This is a genomic window from Bacillus sp. NMTD17, assembly GCF_002998735.1.
In the GTDB taxonomy this organism is placed as follows: Bacteria; Bacillota; Bacilli; order Bacillales; family Bacillaceae; genus Bacillus.
Genome location: NZ_PVRH01000002.1, coordinates 377,967 through 397,837 on the forward strand (window position 1 = coordinate 377,967; position 19,871 = coordinate 397,837).

Annotated in this window: 25 protein-coding genes; 3 read left to right on the forward strand and 22 right to left on the reverse strand. The window is 40.4% G+C overall.

Translation table 11 applies throughout. From position 1 onward, the window contains the following. Positions 1 to 10 precede the first annotated feature (10 nt). The 6 genes from pfkB to yknW form a co-directional block, all read right to left on the reverse strand. The gene (gene pfkB / locus C6347_RS07010) at positions 11 to 922 is read right to left on the reverse strand and encodes a 1-phosphofructokinase (protein WP_060596156.1); all 912 of its coding nucleotides are present in this window, start codon (positions 920 to 922) and stop codon (positions 11 to 13) included. Beyond that, complete coding sequence (locus tag C6347_RS07015; protein WP_106071531.1) at positions 919 to 1,674, reverse strand: DeoR/GlpR family DNA-binding transcription regulator; 756 nt, start codon at positions 1,672 to 1,674, stop codon at positions 919 to 921. Before C6347_RS07015 ends, pfkB begins: the two co-directional genes overlap by 4 nt. A gap of 321 nt (positions 1,675 to 1,995) precedes the next feature. After that, complete coding sequence (locus tag C6347_RS07020; protein ID WP_060596155.1) at positions 1,996 to 3,189, reverse strand: ABC transporter permease; 1,194 nt, start codon at positions 3,187 to 3,189, stop codon at positions 1,996 to 1,998. Further along, entirely contained in the window at positions 3,176 to 3,877 is a 702-nt protein-coding gene (locus tag C6347_RS07025; protein ID WP_060596154.1) for an ABC transporter ATP-binding protein, read from the reverse strand. Before C6347_RS07025 ends, C6347_RS07020 begins: the two co-directional genes overlap by 14 nt. After that, entirely contained in the window at positions 3,874 to 4,980 is a 1,107-nt protein-coding gene (locus C6347_RS07030; RefSeq protein WP_066030961.1) for an efflux RND transporter periplasmic adaptor subunit, read from the reverse strand. Before C6347_RS07030 ends, C6347_RS07025 begins: the two co-directional genes overlap by 4 nt. 9 nt (positions 4,981 to 4,989) lie before the next feature. Next, positions 4,990 to 5,616: a YknW family membrane protein gene (gene yknW / locus C6347_RS07035; RefSeq protein WP_060596153.1), complete on the reverse strand. Its 627-nt coding sequence runs from the start codon at positions 5,614 to 5,616 to the stop codon at positions 4,990 to 4,992. 516 nt (positions 5,617 to 6,132) lie between these two features. On the opposite strand from yknW, the gene C6347_RS07040 reads away from it, so the two are divergent. Further along, complete coding sequence (locus C6347_RS07040) at positions 6,133 to 6,510, forward strand: Rok-like winged helix domain-containing protein (RefSeq protein ID WP_003211488.1); 378 nt, start codon at positions 6,133 to 6,135, stop codon at positions 6,508 to 6,510. A 46-nt stretch (positions 6,511 to 6,556) separates the two neighbouring features. Here C6347_RS07040 and moaD read toward each other — a convergent pair whose 3' ends face one another. The 6 genes from moaD to C6347_RS07070 are packed head-to-tail and all read right to left on the reverse strand — an operon-like array spanning position 6,557 to position 10,691. Further along, entirely contained in the window at positions 6,557 to 6,790 is a 234-nt protein-coding gene (gene moaD, locus C6347_RS07045) for a molybdopterin converting factor subunit 1 (RefSeq protein WP_060596152.1), read from the reverse strand. Next, positions 6,783 to 7,274 carry a molybdenum cofactor biosynthesis protein MoaE gene (locus C6347_RS07050; protein ID WP_060596151.1) on the reverse strand — a complete coding sequence of 164 codons (492 nt, stop codon included), beginning with the start codon at positions 7,272 to 7,274 and terminating at the stop codon, positions 6,783 to 6,785. Before C6347_RS07050 ends, moaD begins: the two co-directional genes overlap by 8 nt. Next, a complete protein-coding gene (gene mobB / locus C6347_RS07055) occupies positions 7,271 to 7,795 on the reverse strand; it encodes a molybdopterin-guanine dinucleotide biosynthesis protein B (protein WP_034662725.1) in 525 nt (174 codons plus the stop codon). Before mobB ends, C6347_RS07050 begins: the two co-directional genes overlap by 4 nt. Continuing rightward, a complete protein-coding gene (locus C6347_RS07060; RefSeq protein WP_060596150.1) occupies positions 7,777 to 9,054 on the reverse strand; it encodes a molybdopterin molybdotransferase MoeA in 1,278 nt (425 codons plus the stop codon). The genes mobB and C6347_RS07060 overlap by 19 nt, the downstream gene beginning before the upstream one ends. Positions 9,055 to 9,063: 9 nt before the next feature. After that, a complete protein-coding gene (locus C6347_RS07065; RefSeq protein WP_060596149.1) occupies positions 9,064 to 10,080 on the reverse strand; it encodes a thiazole biosynthesis adenylyltransferase ThiF in 1,017 nt (338 codons plus the stop codon). Between the two features lie 29 nt (positions 10,081 to 10,109). Next, entirely contained in the window at positions 10,110 to 10,691 is a 582-nt protein-coding gene (locus C6347_RS07070; RefSeq protein ID WP_060596148.1) for a molybdenum cofactor guanylyltransferase, read from the reverse strand. Between the two features lie 84 nt (positions 10,692 to 10,775). On the opposite strand from C6347_RS07070, the gene C6347_RS07075 reads away from it, so the two are divergent. Further along, entirely contained in the window at positions 10,776 to 11,693 is a 918-nt protein-coding gene (locus C6347_RS07075; RefSeq protein WP_106047733.1) for a sigmaE regulated sporulation protein, read from the forward strand. Positions 11,694 to 11,742: 49 nt separating this feature from the next. On the opposite strand, the gene C6347_RS07080 is transcribed toward C6347_RS07075, so the two are convergent. From C6347_RS07080 to ahpA, 3 genes are all read right to left on the reverse strand, one after another. After that, positions 11,743 to 12,324 (reverse strand): Rok-like winged helix domain-containing protein, encoded by a 582-nt coding sequence (locus tag C6347_RS07080; protein WP_034662739.1) that lies wholly within the window; start codon positions 12,322 to 12,324, stop codon positions 11,743 to 11,745. Between the two features lie 481 nt (positions 12,325 to 12,805). Beyond that, the gene (locus tag C6347_RS07085) at positions 12,806 to 13,264 is read right to left on the reverse strand and encodes a TlpA family protein disulfide reductase (protein WP_034662741.1); all 459 of its coding nucleotides are present in this window, start codon (positions 13,262 to 13,264) and stop codon (positions 12,806 to 12,808) included. An 82-nt stretch (positions 13,265 to 13,346) separates the two neighbouring features. Beyond that, a complete protein-coding gene (ahpA, locus tag C6347_RS07090) occupies positions 13,347 to 13,889 on the reverse strand; it encodes a biofilm-specific peroxidase AhpA (RefSeq protein ID WP_034662744.1) in 543 nt (180 codons plus the stop codon). 273 nt (positions 13,890 to 14,162) lie between these two features. Here ahpA and C6347_RS07095 point away from each other — a divergent pair, with 273 nt between their 5' ends. Next, positions 14,163 to 14,972 carry a mechanosensitive ion channel family protein gene (locus tag C6347_RS07095; protein ID WP_060596146.1) on the forward strand — a complete coding sequence of 270 codons (810 nt, stop codon included), beginning with the start codon at positions 14,163 to 14,165 and terminating at the stop codon, positions 14,970 to 14,972. 26 nt (positions 14,973 to 14,998) lie between these two features. Here C6347_RS07095 and C6347_RS07100 read toward each other — a convergent pair whose 3' ends face one another. From C6347_RS07100 to C6347_RS07130, 7 genes are all read right to left on the reverse strand, one after another. After that, positions 14,999 to 15,241 (reverse strand): YkuS family protein, encoded by a 243-nt coding sequence (locus C6347_RS07100; protein ID WP_058014110.1) that lies wholly within the window; start codon positions 15,239 to 15,241, stop codon positions 14,999 to 15,001. Between the two features lie 50 nt (positions 15,242 to 15,291). After that, positions 15,292 to 16,422: an N-acetyldiaminopimelate deacetylase gene (locus C6347_RS07105; RefSeq protein WP_060596145.1), complete on the reverse strand. Its 1,131-nt coding sequence runs from the start codon at positions 16,420 to 16,422 to the stop codon at positions 15,292 to 15,294. Between the two features lie 84 nt (positions 16,423 to 16,506). Then, positions 16,507 to 17,217 carry a 2,3,4,5-tetrahydropyridine-2,6-dicarboxylate N-acetyltransferase gene (gene dapD / locus C6347_RS07110; RefSeq protein WP_034662753.1) on the reverse strand — a complete coding sequence of 237 codons (711 nt, stop codon included), beginning with the start codon at positions 17,215 to 17,217 and terminating at the stop codon, positions 16,507 to 16,509. A gap of 109 nt (positions 17,218 to 17,326) precedes the next feature. Continuing rightward, positions 17,327 to 17,785, reverse strand: a complete 459-nt coding sequence (locus C6347_RS07115) for a flavodoxin (protein WP_081311417.1) — start codon at positions 17,783 to 17,785, stop codon at positions 17,327 to 17,329. Positions 17,786 to 17,801: 16 nt separating this feature from the next. Next, positions 17,802 to 18,695, reverse strand: coding sequence for a WD40/YVTN/BNR-like repeat-containing protein (locus C6347_RS07120; RefSeq protein WP_060596393.1), 894 nt, complete (start codon positions 18,693 to 18,695; stop codon positions 17,802 to 17,804). After that, complete coding sequence (locus C6347_RS07125) at positions 18,685 to 19,161, reverse strand: flavodoxin (RefSeq protein ID WP_060596144.1); 477 nt, start codon at positions 19,159 to 19,161, stop codon at positions 18,685 to 18,687. Before C6347_RS07125 ends, C6347_RS07120 begins: the two co-directional genes overlap by 11 nt. Positions 19,162 to 19,347: 186 nt before the next feature. After that, positions 19,348 to 19,770 carry a DUF4275 family protein gene (locus tag C6347_RS07130; protein ID WP_060596143.1) on the reverse strand — a complete coding sequence of 141 codons (423 nt, stop codon included), beginning with the start codon at positions 19,768 to 19,770 and terminating at the stop codon, positions 19,348 to 19,350. Between the last annotated feature and the right edge of the window lie 101 nt (positions 19,771 to 19,871).

The following is a 19,871-nucleotide window of genomic DNA, read 5'->3' on the forward strand; positions in this document are numbered from 1 at the left end:
GACTCCTCCTTTAAATGCGTGTGACTTTTACTTGTGGTAATAGTGTGTCGACAAGCTCTTTTGTTCCAAGCTCCTCAGAAAATGCTGTAGCGCTGCCTGATGTGACGCCAAGCTTAAATGATTCTTCAATCGAAAGGCCTTTCGAAACGCCGGCTAAAAATCCTGCAACGACTGAATCCCCTGCACCAACTGAATTAACAAGCGTGCCCTTTGGAACATTGGACTGATAAACCCCTTCCTTACTGAATAAGAGAGCTCCATCTCCAGCCATTGATACGATGACATGTTCAGCACCTTGTTCTAACAGCTTCTTCCCATAAGGAATGGCTTCTTCCGCAGATGAGATGCTCGTCTCAAACATTTCACCTAGCTCATGATGGTTTGGCTTCATTAAGAACGGTTTCAAGCCTGCTGCTTTTTTTAGTGCTTCCCCGGAAATATCAAGGACAACTCTGACACCTTGCTTTTCGCACACCTCAGCAATACGTTCATACGTGTTATGAGGCAATGAAGAAGGAATGCTGCCAGCTAAGACAACGACATCTCCTTCAGTCAATGAAGAAAATTGAGACAGAAACGACTCAAATTGCGCTTCAGTAATAGATGGGCCGAGTCCGTTGATTTCGGTTTCTTCACCTGTTTTTAGTTTCACATTAATTCGTGTATCTTCTGACACCTCGTGAAAGGCTGTTTGTAATTGTTCGTTTTGTAAAAAGTCTTGAATATATTTTCCTGTAAATCCGCCTATGAATCCAAGCGCTTTTGATTCAACACCGTGACGTTTTAAAAGCCTTGAGACATTGATCCCTTTTCCACCTGGATATTTTTTGTCATAGGTTGAACGATTCAAACCGCCGACTGCGAAATCCTCCACGTGTACGATGTAATCAACTGATGGGTTTAAAGTAACTGTATAAATCATGTTTTCACTACCTTTATAACCGTTTTTTCATGGTAATTATCGAATGAATCCTCTTTTGCGTCGTTTGTGATAATGGTGGCTTCCTGTAAACTAGCAAAGGCTGAAAACGATATTTCGCCAAACTTAGAGGCATCTGATAAGATATAGGTTTTTTTCGCCTGCTTCATGGCTCTTTTTTTCATGAGCGCTTCCTCTGGATCAGGTGTTGTAAACCCCGCCTCGGGATGAATGCCGTTCGTCCCAACAAAGCTTTTGTCAAAACGGTAATTTTCCATCGCTTTCAAAGCTGCGGCTCCCACCATGGCTCCTGTTCGATGTTTCACTGATCCGCCTATCAGGTAAAAAGAAATGCCTTTTCTCATGAGTGCTTCAATGTGCATAACACCGTTTGTCACCACAACAATATCTTGATCGGGATCGATATATTCAATCATTTGCTGTGTGGTCGTACCAGCATCTAAATAAATACAATCGCCTTGTTTTAAAAGTGAAGCAGCTGCCTCTGCAACCAATGACTTTTCTTGAAGGTTTTTGGCAGATTTCTCAAATACATCTGGTTCAAGACGGATACTTGATATCTTGGCTGCTCCCCCATGGACTCTTTTAAGAAATCCTTTTTCTTCAAGGGCTGATAGATCTCTTCTAATTGTAGATTCAGACGCATCTGTCATAATCGTTAAGTCCTGTATTTTGATGACATCATTTTCTTCTAAACAGTCGATAATGAGTTGATGTCTTTCCGGTGTCAACAAGAAAACACCCCCTTTTGAAAACGTATTCATTTTGCGCGCACCTTTATTGTAATCGCTTTTTTCAACATTATCAATACAAAACAATCAAATACATTCAATAACTATCAAAATCTTTCACCATGGTCATCTTACCTTTATATGTACCATTTGTAAACTGAAAAATATGTGACATTAAGATGAAAGTCATGATCTTAGCATTTCTATCATTTTTCAGTTCATTCAATGGAACTAAAAAAAGCTTTTATGCGATGTGCATAAAAGCTTTTGATGGTGGATTACAGGCGAATTCACTCTGTTTGTATGCTTTTGTTCTTCTCCGAATTATTCATATCTAAGAGAATCAATAGGATCTAGTCTTGCTGCTTTATTCGCAGGAATTAACCCAAAAACAATCCCAATAAGCATACTAAACAGCACACCGCCACAGATGACTTGCCAAGATACTAAGGACGGCCAGCCGGCAACTAGTGATACTAGCGCGGCGCCACCTAAGCCAAGTGCGATCCCCATCAACCCGCCGATCAATGTTAAGACGACAGATTCAATTAAAAATTGAACGAGTATTTGAGCCCTTGTTGCCCCAATCGCCTTTCGGATACCGATTTCCTTTGTCCTCTCTGTCACAGAAACAAGCATGATATTCATCACACCGATACCGCCGACAAGCAAAGAAATCCCAGCTATTGAGCCAATGATTGTTGTCATAACAGATGTGATTTGACCAATGCCTTCTGCGATTTCTTCCATATTGATCATTTCATAAGCATCTTCTGTATGATGATTTTCATTTAATAATGCAGCCGCATTCTTTCCTACTTCCTTCATTTGATCAGCATGTGCGACTTGAATTGACAACTTATCATATTCATTGATCCCAAATGTGGAGGTGAGCATAGCAAACGGGACAAATATTTCGTTCATATCAAATGAAAACATCCCTTTCTGTTTTGCTAAAACACCGATGACTTCAACAGGCTGTCCGTTCATCCAAATCATTTCGCCTAATGCCTTCTGTCCATTAAATAATTCTTTTTGTAAGCCTTCAGAGATGAGAGCGGCTCTTCTGCCGCTTCTAAAGTCAATATCTCTTAAATTCTGTCCTTCTGCTATTTGTAATGAATGTACATTCGTATACCCTTCATTTATACCGTTAACTGTCGCATCCACTGTCGTATCTTGAAATCTCAGCTGCATTCCTTGTGCAGTCGAAGAGGCAACCTGATTCACCCCGTTGATTGTCTTAACGCTTTTTATGTCTTCCTCAGTAAATGTGGCGTCGAATAAAGCGTTTGGATTTGCATTTAACTCTTCGTCAGAAGGCGTATATGTCATATCAATGGTATTGTTTGGACCTGAAATCGACCCTTTTAACATTTGCTCGCCGCCTTGACCGATAGCCACGACCGCAATGACCGATCCAACACCAATAATAATCCCAAGCATCGTTAAAATAGAACGTAATTTATGAGCTAAAACAGAATTCATCGCTATTTTGATATTTTCAAAGAGTTTCATTCATAGCGTCCCCTTGTGTCAATCTATCTTCAACGAGCCGTCCATCTCTTACAACGACCGTCCGATTTGTATACGCAGCCATTTCTTCTTCATGGGTGACAAGCACAATCGTTGTCCCCTCCTCATTCAGCTTAGTAAACTGTTCCATGATTGAGAAGCTTGTTTTTGAGTCAAGAGCGCCTGTTGGTTCATCTGCTAAGATAAGCTGCGGCTTATTGACAATAGCACGGGCTATTGCCACTCTTTGCTTTTGCCCTCCCGACAACTCACTTGGCATATGTTTCATTCGGTCTGCCAAACCAACCTTTTCAAGTGCCATTTCTGCGCGTTCTTTTCTTTCCTTTTGACTGATACCAGCGTAAATCATCGGAAGCTCAACATTACGCCTCGCATTTAACCTCGGCAGCAGGTGAAATTGCTGAAAGACAAATCCAATGAATTGATTTCGAATCACTGCAAGCTCTTGATCCTTTGCAGCTGACAGCTCTCTTCCTTGAAAATGATATTGTCCTGTAGTTGGCCGGTCTAAACAGCCAATGATATTCATTAACGTCGATTTTCCAGAGCCTGACGGGCCCATAATGGACATATACTCGCCTTTTTCAATGACAAGATCGATCTCACTTAATACATCAAATGTTTCTTGGGCGACCTCATAGCTTTTTATCACGTTTGAAAGCTGAATCATTCAGCATTCACTTCCATTCCGTCATACATGTCATCTGATGGATGAGCAATGATTTGATCCTCTGCCTTGACACCTTTTGTCACTTCAAGGTCATGACCTGACGTTTCCCCTAGCACCACTTTTACTTTTTTAAGTACATTCTTTTTGACAACATAAACGTATTGTCCATCATCCTCTTTTTTTACAGCTGATTCAGGAATCGTTTGGGCTTGACGCTTATCTGTTTCAATTTCCATGATCATTTTAAAACCAGGTTTCGCTTCAGGTTTTTTTCCCTTTATTTCGATTTCAACAGGATATTGTACCGTTTGATCACCTGCAGTTGTTTCGGATGCTGCCTGAGCAGGTACAGCCCCCACTTTTTTCACGACCCCTTGCCAGCTCTTTCCGCGAATGACATCAGATGTAACCTTTACTTTTTGTTTCTTTTTCACTTTTATGGCGTCATACTCAGAAATCAATCCTCGCACAATCATTTTTTTCTCATTGCCAATATGAATGATCGGCTGTCTTTCTTCCGGCTTTCCTGCCCCTTCTTCTTGCTCAATGGAAATCACTGTACCGTCAATTTTACTATGTACGGTTAAATCTTCTATTTGTGCTTTTACTTTTTCTTGGCTGATCTCTGCTTGTTTTTGTTCTAATTCAGCCGCTTTCAGCTCTAATTCGAGCTGGTCTCGCTCGTTTTTAGGATGGGCGACTGAGTCGCCTGCTTGTTTTTCATCTAATTCGCTCAGTCTATTTTGTAATTGTTCGCGTTTTAGCGTACTTGATTCAGCCGCAAGAGCTTGCTGCTGCTCTTCAAGCTCCAGCTCCCTATTTTCATATGTAAGAAGCGGCGTTCCAGCCTTTACCTTTTCTCCTTCTTTCACAGAAATCCCCTTCAAGTGTCCTTTTTCCTCTTCTGCATAAATGAACTGCTCTTCAGAGAATGAAAGTGTCCCTGGCGTCATTACCGTAGTGGTGATTTCTTTTTGTGTGGGTTTTACTGTTTTAATAGCTGCTGTCGAAGCAGGCTTTGATTGATTTTTCGCAATGTTAAAGCCAATAAATAGACCGATGACAATAATAAAAATGGATCCGATGATGATTTTCTTTCTCATAAAGACATTCTACCCCCAGCTTACTGATATGTTGATTGCGGTTCCTACATATTGAAGAATGAAAGAAATGACATAAAAGACTCCTATCATGATCCAAGATATTCTTGGAGATATATGACCGACTTTGATCAATAAAAAGCCTGTTAAAACAAGATTCCAGATCACAAAGAGATCAATATTAGCAAACACACCGAGCCATGGACCAGAAGTTTGAATGAGTGCATTTAATGAGGTGATTGTGATGTTTTTTGGCACATGGAACAAGATGACGGACAGATGAGAAATAATCGTACCAATGATCGTAACTGGTGTAATAAACAGGACCGCTGAAAACAGCTGCTGAAACGATGCATCACCCTTTGCTAAAAATACGATGAACTTATATATAGCAGCATTAATCACAAGTCCGAGAATTAGACCAATTAGCGTCACCACATAAACGACCGATACCGGCAAGCTTAAATCTGCCCACATTCCTTCATTCACTAGCTCTGACAAATAAGTCACAATCACTGTTAAAAGAAGCACACAGGATAAAGGCCACCAAACCACCGGGTTTTCCCATACTCTTTTCAGGTGCTCTGAAGGTCTTGTGCTCACTCCAATGATCGTGGGCTTTTGCATATTTTCTTTCATCAAATGTCTCCTCTCTATGTCATGCAAGTATGCAAACGCACATGTTCTCTCTTGTTCTTTCTATTTTATCAAAAGATTGCCAATAAGTGATGGATGATTTGATTTTCTTATTTTCATTGAGGAAAAAATTTATCTATTATTCTATTATCACGAATGACATCCTCCAAATGACACCATGACCAGACCATATTCATATCAAAAAATAGAGGTTTTACTGACCTAAAAACATTTTATCAAAAAACCACATGTCTTTCGGAATAAATATCCTTTTCCTTTGAATTCGGATGGTCTTAGTTAGACACAACAATTTTTTGTTAAAATAATCCTAGTAATTTCGACAAATCCCGGCTTTATAGGACTATGATTGGTTTCTTTTATAGAACGAATGAGCCTTTAGTATCAATACTTTCATATTAAAAAATGAAAAATATAAGGTTTTTACTTGATCAAAAGTTATTTTTTCATATAATGTAAAATAGAGGTAGGTTAAATGATAGTGGAAATGGAGTCAAGTGAATGTTAAGAGAAAAATTGAAAACACAATTGATTTTACTTTATGAAAAGGAACAAGAAGCATGGCAATACTTTCGAAAGGAAAGAGAACTAATTTATCATGAGCTCAAATTACTTGATATGAAAGAAAGCAGACCCTCTAATGACAAAATATACTACGCTGCTAGATGTGTAGATATTATTAAAGAGAAAAAGGGAAGCATTGTGAGTACAAAAGAATTAAAAGAACAGCTTCAAGCCCAGACAGATTTCAATGTGAGACGAATTAGCGAATTGTATGATCTGATCCAGCAGCTCGACCCTCACATTTCTAAAGCACGAAGGGGATGTTTTATTTACGAAGATCACACCCAAATACCTCTACAATCTTTTCACACATAAAAAATTGGTTACAGCCGCTGGCCATAACCAAATCCTCTAATATCTATTATCCACCGCTTACAGGAGGAATGAATGCAACAGTGTCCCCGCTACGCACTTCAGCGTTTTCCCTCGTATATAGTTCGTTGACTGCAACCATCACGTTTTGTGCAGCATCAACACCATATACCTCCTGTAATTCTAATTTAATCTCATCAACCGTTGTTTGATCTTTTTGAATGATGATTTGTTGTTTACCGGCCTTCTCAGCAAGGCCGGCGAACAATAATACACTAATCAAGCTGATCACCTTCTTTCTTTGCAAGTTGAAGATCGCTAGGTTTCCCCTCTGGATATGAAACCGTTTCAAGCTGATCACCTATCCAGGCTTCCCCGTCTTCCCAATATTCTTTTTTCCAAATTGGAACGATTTCCTTAATTCGCTCAATGGCATATTCGTTCGCTTCGTATGCAGCCTTCCTATGAGGAGATGAAACGGCTATCACAACAGCAATATCCGTTATATCAAGTGTCCCGATCCGGTGCACAATGGCTGCTTCAGTTTCAGGCCACTGTTTCTTGATTTCTTGTCCAATTTGACTTAGCATGCTTTCAGCCATTGGTATGTATGCTTCATAAGTTAAACGCAATGTTTTTTTGCCGTTTGTCCACTCTCTGACCGTCCCGATAAACGTCGTAATGGCCCCTGCCTTTCGCCTTGTCACATGCTGAATCAATTCGTTTACATCAATCGGCGTTTTTGTTATTTTAAAAAATTCACTCAAGCAGAGACGCCTCCCTTCAATAAGTTAAAACCAAATGTGACTGCGCCCTTTTCAAAGGCTGAAAACACTGGAAACGAGTAATTTTCGATTAATTGAAACTCTTGAGAAAAATAAATAGCTGCTTGTATATTGGAAAGAGTTGAAAGATCAATGAGCTCCTCTTCATTCTTTACACAAACGATTTTGCGGTATGGTGCCTGTTTATACCCTTCTATCAAGACAGCGTCTAATGGAAGATGCTGACACATGTTGAGCAACTGCTCTAACGTGATGTGCTGCATTGAAAAGTGAAATTCACCCTCTCCTTCCACGCCAGCGGCAAATGCACCTGCTTGAACATATCGATCGGTGTCTTTTTCTTTCAAAAGACGATCTGGTTTACCGCCATGTCCATGGTGTTTAAAGCAGCCTAGCTTCAGCCCGTCAAGTACAGCCAGCTGACAGAGCTTTTCAATCAACATAGTCTTGCCGCTGTTTTGATAACCGACCACCTGTAATATGCTTAATGTGTCATCCAGCATGGGGAACCCTCTCCTTCGTGCTGAAACAGCAGAACATGGACCTGATCACCGGCCTTAAAACCTCTTGTTCCTCCGGGCAGCACGATGAAACAGTTAGCATCTGCAATAGAGGTCACGGCACTTGATTTATCAAGACCTGTTGGGGTCACACTGAGCTGACTGCCCGTGAATTGTAGTGCCGCTCTGACAAATCGAGTGAACGGATTGGCTTTTGGAAAATCGTGTGTCAGCTTCGCCTCAGCAAAAGCAGGAAACGGCTGCTTCTTCAAAGACCATTTATAGATCATCGGTTTCACAAATAATTCAAAGCCAACAAAACAGGCAGCGGGATTTCCTGACAGCCCAAACAGCAGTTGACCATTTGGCATTGCAGCAACCGTCGTCACACTTCCGGGTCTCATGGCCACTTTATTAAACAGCACCTCAGCTCCCAGCTTTTCATAAATCGCAGGGAGAAAGTCAAAATCACCTACTGACACACCGCCTGTTGTGATTAAGAAATCTACCTTGCTTAAGGCTGCTTTGACTGCATGATAGCTTTTGTCAAAATCATCAGACACACCGCCTAAATCAAGCGGCTCTCCCCCGGCCTCAAGTATCTGGGCATAAACCATACTAAGATTACTGTTTCTAATCTTACCGTCCACCATCGCATCACTCACTTGAAGAAGCTCTGTACCTGTTGAGATGATGCCGATCACTGGCTTTTTGACAACTGGCACTACACCATATCCAAATGTCGCCAATAGGGCCGTAACGCCCGGAGTTACTTTGGTTCCTTTTTTGACCATCACATTTCCTTCAAGTACTTCTTCTCCTTGACGAGAAATATTGTCCCCTTTTTTCAGCGGTCTTTTAAGTGACATGTATGATTTGCCGTCTTTTTCGAAGGTCTTAGTCAGCTCAAGCATGATGACGACATTTGCTCCATCCGGGATTTTTGCTCCTGTCATGATACGGATGGCTTGAAAGGGACCGATGGTTTTTGCTGAGACCATTCCTGCACCAATATGGTCAATGACCTCAAATTCAACCGGATGCTCGCTTGACGCTTCTTTTGTATCTTCTGCCCGAAGTGCAAAACCATCATACGGGGAACGATCAAATGCAGGAACATCATGATCTGCTAAAATATCTTCTGCAATGAACCTTTCAAGGCTATTTTTTAAAGGCACCCATTCTGCTTCTCCATGCTTTTCATATTGATGGACTTTCTGAATGGCTTCTTCTACTGGAATTGGCTGACGTCTTTCCATCACACTTCACTCCTATATCCCTAGCAGTCTTGCTAGTAATGAATTGGCTGCTTTTTCATCATTCGTCCCATGGATTAATGCACGTCCACCTTTGAAAAAGACAATACGATAAGATTCATAGCGGACATGGATTAAGAAGTCATTCACTTCCACCTCACAAATAGATGACAGCCTCTCTTTCATATGCTGAAATGATAGATTTGCTAAATCTTTAGATACAACTTGAACTGTATCCCGTCCGCAAAGAATCGTCGTTTTTTTACGCTGCTCATGTAAATAAGGATAGGTTCTTTCTTCACCGCAGGATGGGCAGTTCTTCTGCTTAGTACGAGACAAATCCATTTTAAACGATGTCGCCTGCCAAAGATCAAATGTGACAAATTTCCGTTCGATTTGATCTTCATGTCCTGTTAAATATTTTAGCGCCTCTGTTTGCTGATAAGCAGAAACCATTTGAACTGCTGGAGAAATAATCCCCGCTGTATCACACGTCAAGCCGCCAACAGGCAGTTCTGTAAAGACACACGATAAACACGGCGTTTTATCCGGCAAAATGGTCATATACATCCCCTGGCTGCTCACACAAGCGCCATATATCCACGGCGTCTTCGTTTCCTGCGATAAATCATTCATCACCATTCTCGTCTCAAAATTATCCGTCGCATCAATGACAATATCTGCGCTCTGAAATAACGGTCTTAACAGCCTCGCGCCTGCATCTTCAATCAGGGCGTGTATGATCACTTCATGATTGATCTCTTGGAGACGTTTTTTTGCCGCAGCTGCTTTTGGCACATGTGCCTTTGCATCATGTTCTGTGTACAGCTGCTGCCGCTGTAAATTTGAAAACTCTACATAATCACGATCAACAATCGTCAACGTGCCGATCCCAGACCGGACAAGCCCTTCAGCGGAGGCAGTTCCAAGTGCACCGGCTCCAACGATCAGAACATGACTGTCAGCAAGCGCACGCTGACCCTTTTCCCCAACCGGAGGGAACAAGATTTGTCTTGAATATCGGTCATTCAATGCTGTTCTCTCCTCACCATTTTTATGTATCATATCATACCGTTTTCAGGTAAATCGCTTCTTTTATTGATATTTCGAAATTCATTTGGTGTTACGTTCAGTTCCTCCTCTGGGACGATGCGCACCTTAAGCCTTTGAAGTAACTCTTTGATGGCTAATTGATTCTCTTTTAAACACGCATCAATGGACGGCAGACAGCGGCGGTGATAAAGCGCAAATAAAGGCTGTAATCTGCCCTGAACAAGCGGGATGATAGCATCTACGTGCTCGCTGCAATAGGACGATAATGCTTCGGCGGTCTCCCTCCGTATGAAGGGCATGTCACATGCCATCACCAAATACCATGCTGCTTCTTGCTTTTGCATCGCCGTATACATGCCGGCAAGCGGCCCGCATCCGCGCACCTGTTCATCATCTAACCACACACTTCGTTCACCTCTTTCTTTAAAAAAGGGCAGAAGTGATGGATGGCTGATGATGACCGTCTGTCCTTTCAAAAGCTGATTTTTCACATGCTCATATAGTGGTTTTCCTTGATACATATAACTTGCCTTTGGCTCTCCAAAACGTCTGGAAGCTCCTCCAGCTAAAATGACATTCACTACATCCATTCTCTCACCCTCCTTGGATATGGTTGTTCTAATCGCACTCATTTCGCATACTTTATTGGTAACATGAATAAGGAGGGTCTATCTATGAACAGGCGCCATGCTTCTCCCCTATTCCATGACCTATCTCAAGAGAATTTATACTTAAAAGCTGAAACAGCCAAATATCAACAAATGATCTCTGATTTACAGTCCTCATATACGTATTCTAAAAATAAGAAGTTAACTCAAGAATATCATGAGATGAAAAAGGATTACACGCTATTAAAACAACAATTGGATGAAATGACCATTGATCAAGACGATGCAGCCTCAAAAATACAGGATCTCTCCTACAGCAAATCTGAATTATTACATAAAATAGTCCTTCTTCATGAAATGCTGCAAAAGGAAACCTTTCATAGAAGAAAAGAAACGGAAGAAAAACACCGGCTGCATTTAAAAGTGATCAAATATAAAGAAATCTCTCAACAATTAAATGAACGGATGCAAGATCAAGATCAACGGCTTGCAAAAGAGGAGAAAAAAGGAAATACTTTATCCGCTGTGATTGAGAAACTGCAGCAAACATTGGGTGATAAAAACTCAGAGCTCCATTTATTACAGGAAGGCGTCAGACATCTTCAGGAGCGTTTTTATGAAACACAAGAGAAATTACTGCAAATTGAAAAAGCAAAGGAAACGATTTTTTATGAAACGCTCACAAGCTATCAAAAGCAGTTAGCAGAAAGTGAGGAATGGATCGCATCTCATTTTGCTGATATTGACCAGTCAGCTCAAACAAATTCACAGCCATTCTCTCGAGACAGCTTCCTGCAAACAACGGAAGAAATCGAACCCATCTTGAAAAAGCTGAACGAACAAGTTCAAATACTCCAGGCACAAGTCGATGCGGTGCAGCGAAATGGAGAGGTCATGACAGTGAAGATCGATGGCTTCAAAAAACAGCGTGATCACCTGTCAAAGGAACGAAAAATTGTCTATACAGTTGACCAAAAAAAGTAATTCTCGCAATAAAAAACTGCTGGCTTTTACGTCAGCAGTTTCTTTTTATTTATTCGTCTTCTGTTTGAATGTCGCCTTCTAAAATATACTGTCCGCGATATGGCTTTTTCACTTCAGGATACATTTTAATTAAGCTTTGCATAAACGTTGTCATATTTGGAATTTCAAGACCGCTCTCTTTTTCAATCTCTTTTTGAAGCTCAGAGCTTTTAATCGCCGCATTATGACGCTTTAACGTTTTAATCGCAGCTTCACGAAGCTTAGCTGCCTTTGAACCAGGGCGGGCTGTGCCTCTTCTGCGTCTAGTAGATCCTTCAGGAATACCTACAGGTACACCGTTTAGCTGTCCTGTTCCTAAAGATGATGCAGGATTTGATTGTGATTGTGCCGGCGGCTGGTAGCTTCTCATTTCTTGTGCAGCCAGTTCAGCTAATACAGGCAGCGAATCCGTCTTTCTTTCTGTACGCACTTCTTTTTTTGTATCTGACACTAGACCTGTTCCTTGACGGTCTAATTCTCTTAATTTTGCATAAATCGCATCTCGCTCAATTTGATATTCACGGATGACCTTTACTTCTGCTTCGTTTAGTTGTTCCAATCGTAATCGTAACGCTTCCCTCTCATTAAACAATGGATTTCCCCCTCATCATATAAAAAATATTCTATAGTAAATATTAGATTAGAAAACTAATTTTATCAACTATTTTTTTATCATTTTACAGTTTGCTATCAGATAGGTATTTTCAACTAAAATTTTGCCAAAGAGGAACAATCGGCATCCATTTCATTGCCACTAAAGGCTTTTGACAAACTTTAAAATATTGTAAAAAATTTGAATAAACACTTATACTACTTGATTTACATCGTTATTTACCAAACTGAAATTTCTTTTGTGCAAAAACGTTCTGAATAGTAAAAAGTTAAAATCTTTACATTTTCATTTCAAAACAAAAAAGTAAATAGGTCTTAATGCCCTTTTGTTTCAGGAATATTTTTTAATAAACTCCCTCAATTTCTCTTTTCTTAGGAATGACACGTACATAAAAAGTCCATTCCGTGCAATAGGTCGCCTATTTTTGTCCATGAAAAAACCCCCATTTATGGGGGAAAGCCTATTCTGCAGCCTTTTCAGACTCAGAAAGCACTCGATTGACACGTTTCTCAAGCATTTTCATTCCGCTTCCGCCAGCTTGGAAGTGGCGCAGAGCACCTGTTTTATCAAATACATAATATGCTGGTACATATTCATTTTCAAAGGCTTCTGTTAAGTGATGATCACTGTCCACAAAAATTGGCTGCGTGATTTCATGCTCTTTCGCAACCTCTTTGATTTTATCTAGATCTAGGTCATCCTCTGAACGCGGCATATGAACGGCTACAACGTTTAGTTGATCCTTGTATTCATCACGGAATTGATTGACTTGAGGCATGGCCTCTTTACAAAGATGACAGCTGACTGACCAGAAATGAATCAATGTTGGTTTGTCACCAATTAGATCTTCTTTTGTTACTTCTCCATTTAACCATTCTTTTGCACCAGTTAGTTCTGGCATTGGTTGACGTAATTTCATTTTGAAGCGCCTCCATCCATTGTATGTGTCGAAACAAAAAGGTCTAACATCAGTTAGACCCTCCTGTTTCTTCAGCTATCAATTAAAGTGTTTTTTGACCAGGCTTCCAGTTAGCTGGGCAAAGTCCACCAGTTTGTAATGCTTGAAGAACACGTAATGTCTCATCTACATCACGACCGATATTGTTGTGGAATACTGTTTGATATTGAAGTTCGCCTTCTGGGTTGATAATGAATAGACCGCGAAGTGCAATACCTTCTTCTTCAATTAAAACGCCGTATTCTCTAGATACTGTGTGGTTTGTGTCAGCAGCTAGCGGATATTTCAATTCACCTAGACCATTTTCTTTACGGTCTGTGTTGATCCAAGCAAGATGCGTATGGATTGTATCAGTAGATACACCAATGATTTCTGCATCTAAATCTTCGAACTCATCATAACGATCGCTCATTGCTGTAATTTCAGTTGGGCAAACAAATGTGAAATCCATTGGATAGAAGAAAAGAACTGTCCATTTGTCATTCTTCATGTTTTCCTCTAAACTCACTTTACCAAATTCCTTGTTAGCAAGTACTGCTTCCATTTCAAAACGTGGAGCTTGTTTTCCTACAAAACGCTCTGCCATATGTAAATCCCTCCAAAAAATAATATCTTTATACAGACTTCTAAGCTGTATATAAAATGAGAATCAAAAGTTGAAATTCTCATTTAGTTAATAACTTCACAATTACAATTATAATACTTAAGCGGTTTTTAGTCAATATTAATTAATAATAAATTTAATTAACGATTTGTCACAATCTCTTGCTCCACTTAAACAAAAGTTTAACATGTCTTGCATAAGGGAACAAATGATTAGCTTCTCTATTAGAGCATACATAGAAAGGTTTTGAAGAACATGAAAGCATTTGAACAAGTAGATTGGGTTTCCATTATCCTCAATAGCAGTATGATTTTGCTAAAACTAATCGTTATTTTTGCGATTTATTTTATCATCAGAGTCATCGGAAACAAGATGATTAGGCGTGCCTATTCCACATTCTCTGAAAAGCATGACGTCTCTTTATCAAGAGCTCAGACGCTGCAAAGTCTCACGTTAAATATTTTCGCCTACATATTGATTTTTATTCTAGTGGTCATGATCCTCGACTTATTTCATTATAACCCGACCGCTTTGCTAGCTGGCGCAGGCGTTGTGGGGCTTGCGATCGGTTTTGGCGCTCAAGGACTAGTGAGTGATATTGTGACAGGATTCTTTATATTATTAGAGAAACAATTCGATGTGGGAGAATATATAACAGTTGCTGGCTTTGATGGGATCGTAGAACAAATTGGACTTAGAACCACTCAGCTTCGAAGCTTTGACGGCACCCTTCATTTTATCCCAAATCGAAGTATATTGAACGTGAGCAACCATTCAAGAGGGACGATGCAGGCACTCGTTGATATCGAGTTATCTCCAGAAGAGAATGTGGATCAAATGATCACAGCCCTTCAAGCTGCGTGTGATGAGGTTCGGGAAGAAATCCCTCAAATTATCGAAGGACCTCAAGTTGTCGGCGTGGAGGCGTTCGGCTCCTCTTCCCTCGTACTGCGCATCATAGCTAAAACCGAAACAATGGAGCAATGGCGGGTAGAACGAATCTTGCGCAAAAAAATGAAAGAAGTACTCGATATAGAAAAAGAGCAAAAAGAACCGGGGTTATAATCTACCGGTTCTTTTTCTTGTTTGTTTTATTGAACACGCTGTTCTACTTCTTGACAAATTTCATCAGCCGTCATACCTGACGCAGTAATCACAGATGCTTTTGTCGTTGTGTCTGAAATGCCAAGAACATTTGAATCCAGCCCTGTGACCACATAGCAGTCACACTGATCCATTTGCTGTTCATTTTGAATACGTACGACGTCATACCCTTTTTGCTTCAGTAGTTCTTCTACATCGGATAAAGATGGTTCTACACCAATTTTTGTCATAATCAAGAACACCTCCTGTTCATAAGGTGTACAGGAGGCAGCTTGATTATTCATTCACCTGCTTGCTTTTTGAAATAAGCTGTCATAACGTTTACAGCTGTTTCTATCGCTTTTTCATCAGGCATGAGTTTTGCATGATGCAGGCCATATTCTGAATCGACCCCTAACCAAAACATGAATCCAGGGTATTTTTTCAACATGTAGCCAAAGTCTTCTCCTGTCATAGCTTCTCTGCATTCAACCACATTCGCAAGCCCTTCTCCGGCAACATATGACATAAATTCCTCTGTCAGATCCTTTGAATTGTCCACTTCGTAATAAGATGAAGGGTATCGCACGGTTGCCTTGCATTCGTAGCCAATTTCAATCCCTTTTGCTAGTGCTTCAATTCGCTTTCTCACCTTATCCATAGACTCTGGTGAAAGTGTACGAATAGTGCCGTCAAGCTTTGCATGCTGGGCAATGATATTTTGAGCCGTTCCGCCGGTAATTGTGCCAATCGTAATGACCGCACTATCAAGAGGATCGACATTACGAGAAATAACCGATTGCAGTTGACCTACAAGTGCACTCGCAGCCACAACCATATCATTCGCTAAATGAGGGTAAGCAGCGTGTCCGCCTTTTCCTTCAAGATCAATCACAAGCTCACTCGTATTAGCAAATAACAGCCCTGGCTTTGTGGCTATCGTTCCGACAGGATATTCAGGTGCAATATGCAGCGCTGTAATAAAGTCTGGCGTCCACTTTTTCAGCACATCGCTTGTAAGCATCGGTTCAGCTCCGCCTGGACCTTCTTCTGCCGGCTGGAACATAAATAATAGATCTTCTTTGATTGGCTCATGAACGAAATGATCAATGATTCCAAGTGCGATGGTCATATGAAGGTCATGTCCACATGCGTGCATGTTCCCTTCATGTACTGATTGAAATGGATACCCTGTCTCCTCAGGAATAGAGAGGCCGTCCATATCTGCACGATAAGCAAAAACGCGCTCAGGATTTGTTCCCTTTACTTTAACAAAAAGTCCAGTGCGCCACGTTTCCATCTCAACTCGATCTTTTGAATAAGCACCAAGATGCTTGATGAGATACGCTTGTGTTTTGAATTCCTTAAAACCAAGCTCAGGGATTTGGTGTAAATCTCTTCGAATGGATATTAATTGCTCACGATTTAACAAGTGAACTCGCTTCCTTTCCTCTATACGAATAAGACGTGGATATATATCATCCACGTCTATGTCTTCAACTGCGAATTATGTGAATTAAAGCTGACGCAGTTCTTGTTTGATTTCCGTTTTACCTTTTGTTTTTTCATCAATGTCTTTGATTTTCTTTGCAGGTGTACCTGCTACAACTGTGTAAGGCTCCACATCGTTCACAACGATCGCACCAGCTGCTACGACTGCACCTTTACCAATTGTCACACCTTCTAGAACAACAGCGTTCGCACCGATGACAACATCATCTTCTACAACAACTGGTTTAGCAGACGGCGGCTCAATGACACCTGCAAGAACAGACCCAGCACCGATATGACAGTTCTTACCTACTGTTGCACGGCCACCAAGCACCACGTTCATGTCAATCATGGTACCTTCACCGATCACAGAACCGATATTAATAGAAGCTCCCATCATGATGACTGCATTATCACCGATTTCTACTTGGTCACGAATGATAGCACCTGGCTCAATACGTGCTTTAATGTTCTTTAAATCTAACATCGGGATTGCAGAGTTGCGGCGGTCATTTTCCACGACAACATCTTCAATTTTGTCTTTGTTCGTTTCCAGCGCTTCTTGGATTTCGCTCCACTCACCGAAAACAACTCCAGTGTTTCCTGTGATGAACGTTTTTGCATGTTCACCAAATTTAATACCTTCTAAATCACCTTTGATGTAGACTTTCACAGGTGTTGATTTTGTACTATTTTGAATAAATGAAATAATTTCATTAGCGTCCATTTGTTTCATGTATGTATGTCCTCCTCTTAATTTATACTTCATTACTGTACCAAAGGAGAGTTTTAATGACAAGTGAAAGAGTTGACTCTTCAATGGAAAATAAAACAAGCGGGACCGATTACCCCGCTTCCTGCTGGTGAAGATGAACAAATTGTTTGCCAAAAGAAATCAATTTCTCTTCTTCTTCTCCTTCTGGATTCAGCTCAATCTTGACTGATGGCAAGACAATGTCACCGCCAAGTTCCTTCACTTTTTCTTCGATTAGGTCAACAGCTCCGCAAAAATGCTCATAAGATGTATCCCCAGAACCGAATATAGCAAATGCTTTTCCCGTTAAATCAAGCTCTTCCATTTCTTCATATAAATCAATAAAATCATCAGGAAGGTCACCATCTCCCCATGTGTACGCACCTAACATAATGTGCGTGTAATCATTGAGAAGCTCTGCATCAATATCCATCGCTTCATGCCGGTCCACGCTAGCTCCCGCTTCTGTTATTCCTTTTTCAATTAAATCTGCCATCGCTTCTGTATTCCCAGACATCGTGGCATACACCAATAAAACCTTTTCTGTCACTTTTTCTTCCTCCTTATCAATGAATCAATGCCGGCTCCTCATATGGCCTCACAAACTTGCTTTCATATAAACCAGCACAGAAAAAGTTTTCATTTTGATTGGCTACACGAAAACCGTGTCCTTTGATCGTATCAAACCATTTGAGCTCTTTTTGCTCAATATCAAGCTGATACACTTTAGAAAATCCGTGTTCATCTTGTGAGGTGGTCACATATACAATTCCATTATCCTCTGACACATCCAAAAATGATTCCTCTCTAGCAAAGGCCTGTGATTGAATATCATGCAGCATATTTGTATGTAAATCTAAAATTTGAACAGACCCCTTTTTTCCTTTTTTTGATCCTAATGCGCAAACAAGAAGATGTTCCTGACAGAGCAGCATAGAAGCTGTCATCCGGTGCTCCTCTCTGTTTAGGAGGAAAACCTGCTCACTCTCCAAGTCATACATCCATATTCCTCCGTGAACCTCATGAATCTGTGTTCCAATATAAAGGTGATCACCTGCAGCACATAAAGAACGAATAACAGGCGGGTGGTTCACATGAGCAAATGGCTTCATAATTTCCCAGGAAATCCCGAAATCATTTGACACATAAATACTATGTTTTCCATGTGCACACACAAACCCGTCTTTGCGTCCTGTAATAGACCAAACGACTGCATTTGTTGGAAATGATGATAGCGCCCATGTATTGCCTTCATCTCCTGATCTAATCACTGTGCCATTTTCACCAACACCGAATAAATAAGGTCCGATATAGCTGATGGCATGAATTTTATGCTTGAGCTTAAAGAGCTGCTGCCACCCGCTCTCCACACTGTAGTGAAAAATACCTTCCCGTTTTACAGCGACAAAGTATCCACCACTTTTAGAAGCAGCAACAGCTGTCGCTCCTTTATGAAACATGATTTTCAACTCGTTTCTCAGATAACGCCGCCCACGTTAAGAAGCTCGTAGCAAATTCCTGACAGCACGCCACATCCTCATCTGTATCTGGCGCAAGCTCCATTTTCAATGTTTCAGGAAATACGGATGCACCGGTTGATTTGAGCATGTTATGAAATGTGTGGACAGCCTCACAAAACTTCGGGTAGCTGTAATCTCCAGATCCGAACACAGCTGCTTTGATGTCACTTAGTTCAAGCGTAGAGACCTCTTCATAAAAATCCTCAGCTTCATAAGGTAAATCACCATCACCCCATGTATAAGAACCGATGAACACATAATCGTATGAAGAAAGGTCCTCTGCATTCGTATCATCAAATTCCATCATCTCCGTATCTATCCCTTTTCCTTCAAGTGTTTGCTTTATGATTGCTGCCATATCTTCTGTATTACCAGACATACTCGCAAATGCAATTAGTGCTTTCATCTATCGGTCACCTCATCTAAATGATAATCATTTTCAATTATTATATGTACACTTTAAATGATAATGATTTTCATTGTCAAATGATTTTATGAAAAAGCTTTGACCAATCATTACTATAACCCAATGAAAAACCCGCTCATTCCAATTGGAAGGCGGGTTTTTCATATCGAAGAGATCATCGGTTCCTCATTCGTTCAATTCATCTATTCGAATAAAATATGGACCATAATCCGTTTCGTGCGTCATCACAAATGTCCATTTTTCATTCCAATCCATCACATACATATCGTTATAATCCATATTATTAGACTCATATGGTAAATCATTGATTAAAAGAGAGCTGGCATTTTCGAAAAGATACGCCTCGTCAACAAATTGATAAAAAACAGTACATTTATCCTTTGATTGGTGAAAAAATGCGTCTATCGCTTCAGCCTTTTCAAGGCATGTAACCATTCCAAAACTGCATAAATGCCATAAAAAATCATCTATTGATATCTCGTTTTGTTCTTTAATTGAAAGATGACTAGCAAAACGTTCACGCCACCTCACGCGCAAACGATCTCCCCATTCAGGTTTGTTCATTTTGATTAATTGATTGTTTTTCATAAGATCGAAGTCTCCTCTATGATTCGCTCCATCTATCTATTGGATATGCGTGCAATAAGTAAATTTAATCAAACTGATTATTTACCTAAAAAAGCACCTTC

Coding starts and splice junctions, on each gene's coding strand:
- pfkB (WP_060596156.1), bottom strand. CDS start 922: ATGATTTATACAGTTACTTTAAACCCATCAGTTGATTACATCGTACAC.
- C6347_RS07020 (WP_060596155.1), bottom strand. CDS start 3,189: ATGAAACTCTTTGAAAATATCAAAATAGCGATGAATTCTGTTTTAGCT.
- C6347_RS07025 (WP_060596154.1), bottom strand. CDS start 3,877: ATGATTCAGCTTTCAAACGTGATAAAAAGCTATGAGGTCGCCCAAGAA.
- C6347_RS07030 (WP_066030961.1), bottom strand. CDS start 4,980: ATGAGAAAGAAAATCATCATCGGATCCATTTTTATTATTGTCATCGGT.
- yknW (WP_060596153.1), bottom strand. CDS start 5,616: ATGAAAGAAAATATGCAAAAGCCCACGATCATTGGAGTGAGCACAAGA.
- C6347_RS07040 (WP_003211488.1), top strand. CDS start 6,133: ATGTTAAGAGAAAAATTGAAAACACAATTGATTTTACTTTATGAAAAG.
- mobB (WP_034662725.1), bottom strand. CDS start 7,795: ATGCTGGATGACACATTAAGCATATTACAGGTGGTCGGTTATCAAAAC.
- C6347_RS07070 (WP_060596148.1), bottom strand. CDS start 10,691: ATGGATGTAGTGAATGTCATTTTAGCTGGAGGAGCTTCCAGACGTTTT.
- C6347_RS07075 (WP_106047733.1), top strand. CDS start 10,776: ATGAACAGGCGCCATGCTTCTCCCCTATTCCATGACCTATCTCAAGAG.
- C6347_RS07085 (WP_034662741.1), bottom strand. CDS start 13,264: ATGAAATTACGTCAACCAATGCCAGAACTAACTGGTGCAAAAGAATGG.
- ahpA (WP_034662744.1), bottom strand. CDS start 13,889: ATGGCAGAGCGTTTTGTAGGAAAACAAGCTCCACGTTTTGAAATGGAA.
- C6347_RS07095 (WP_060596146.1), top strand. CDS start 14,163: ATGAAAGCATTTGAACAAGTAGATTGGGTTTCCATTATCCTCAATAGC.
- C6347_RS07100 (WP_058014110.1), bottom strand. CDS start 15,241: ATGACAAAAATTGGTGTAGAACCATCTTTATCCGATGTAGAAGAACTA.
- dapD (WP_034662753.1), bottom strand. CDS start 17,217: ATGAAACAAATGGACGCTAATGAAATTATTTCATTTATTCAAAATAGT.
- C6347_RS07120 (WP_060596393.1), bottom strand. CDS start 18,695: ATGTTTCATAAAGGAGCGACAGCTGTTGCTGCTTCTAAAAGTGGTGGA.
- C6347_RS07125 (WP_060596144.1), bottom strand. CDS start 19,161: ATGAAAGCACTAATTGCATTTGCGAGTATGTCTGGTAATACAGAAGAT.
- C6347_RS07130 (WP_060596143.1), bottom strand. CDS start 19,770: ATGAAAAACAATCAATTAATCAAAATGAACAAACCTGAATGGGGAGAT.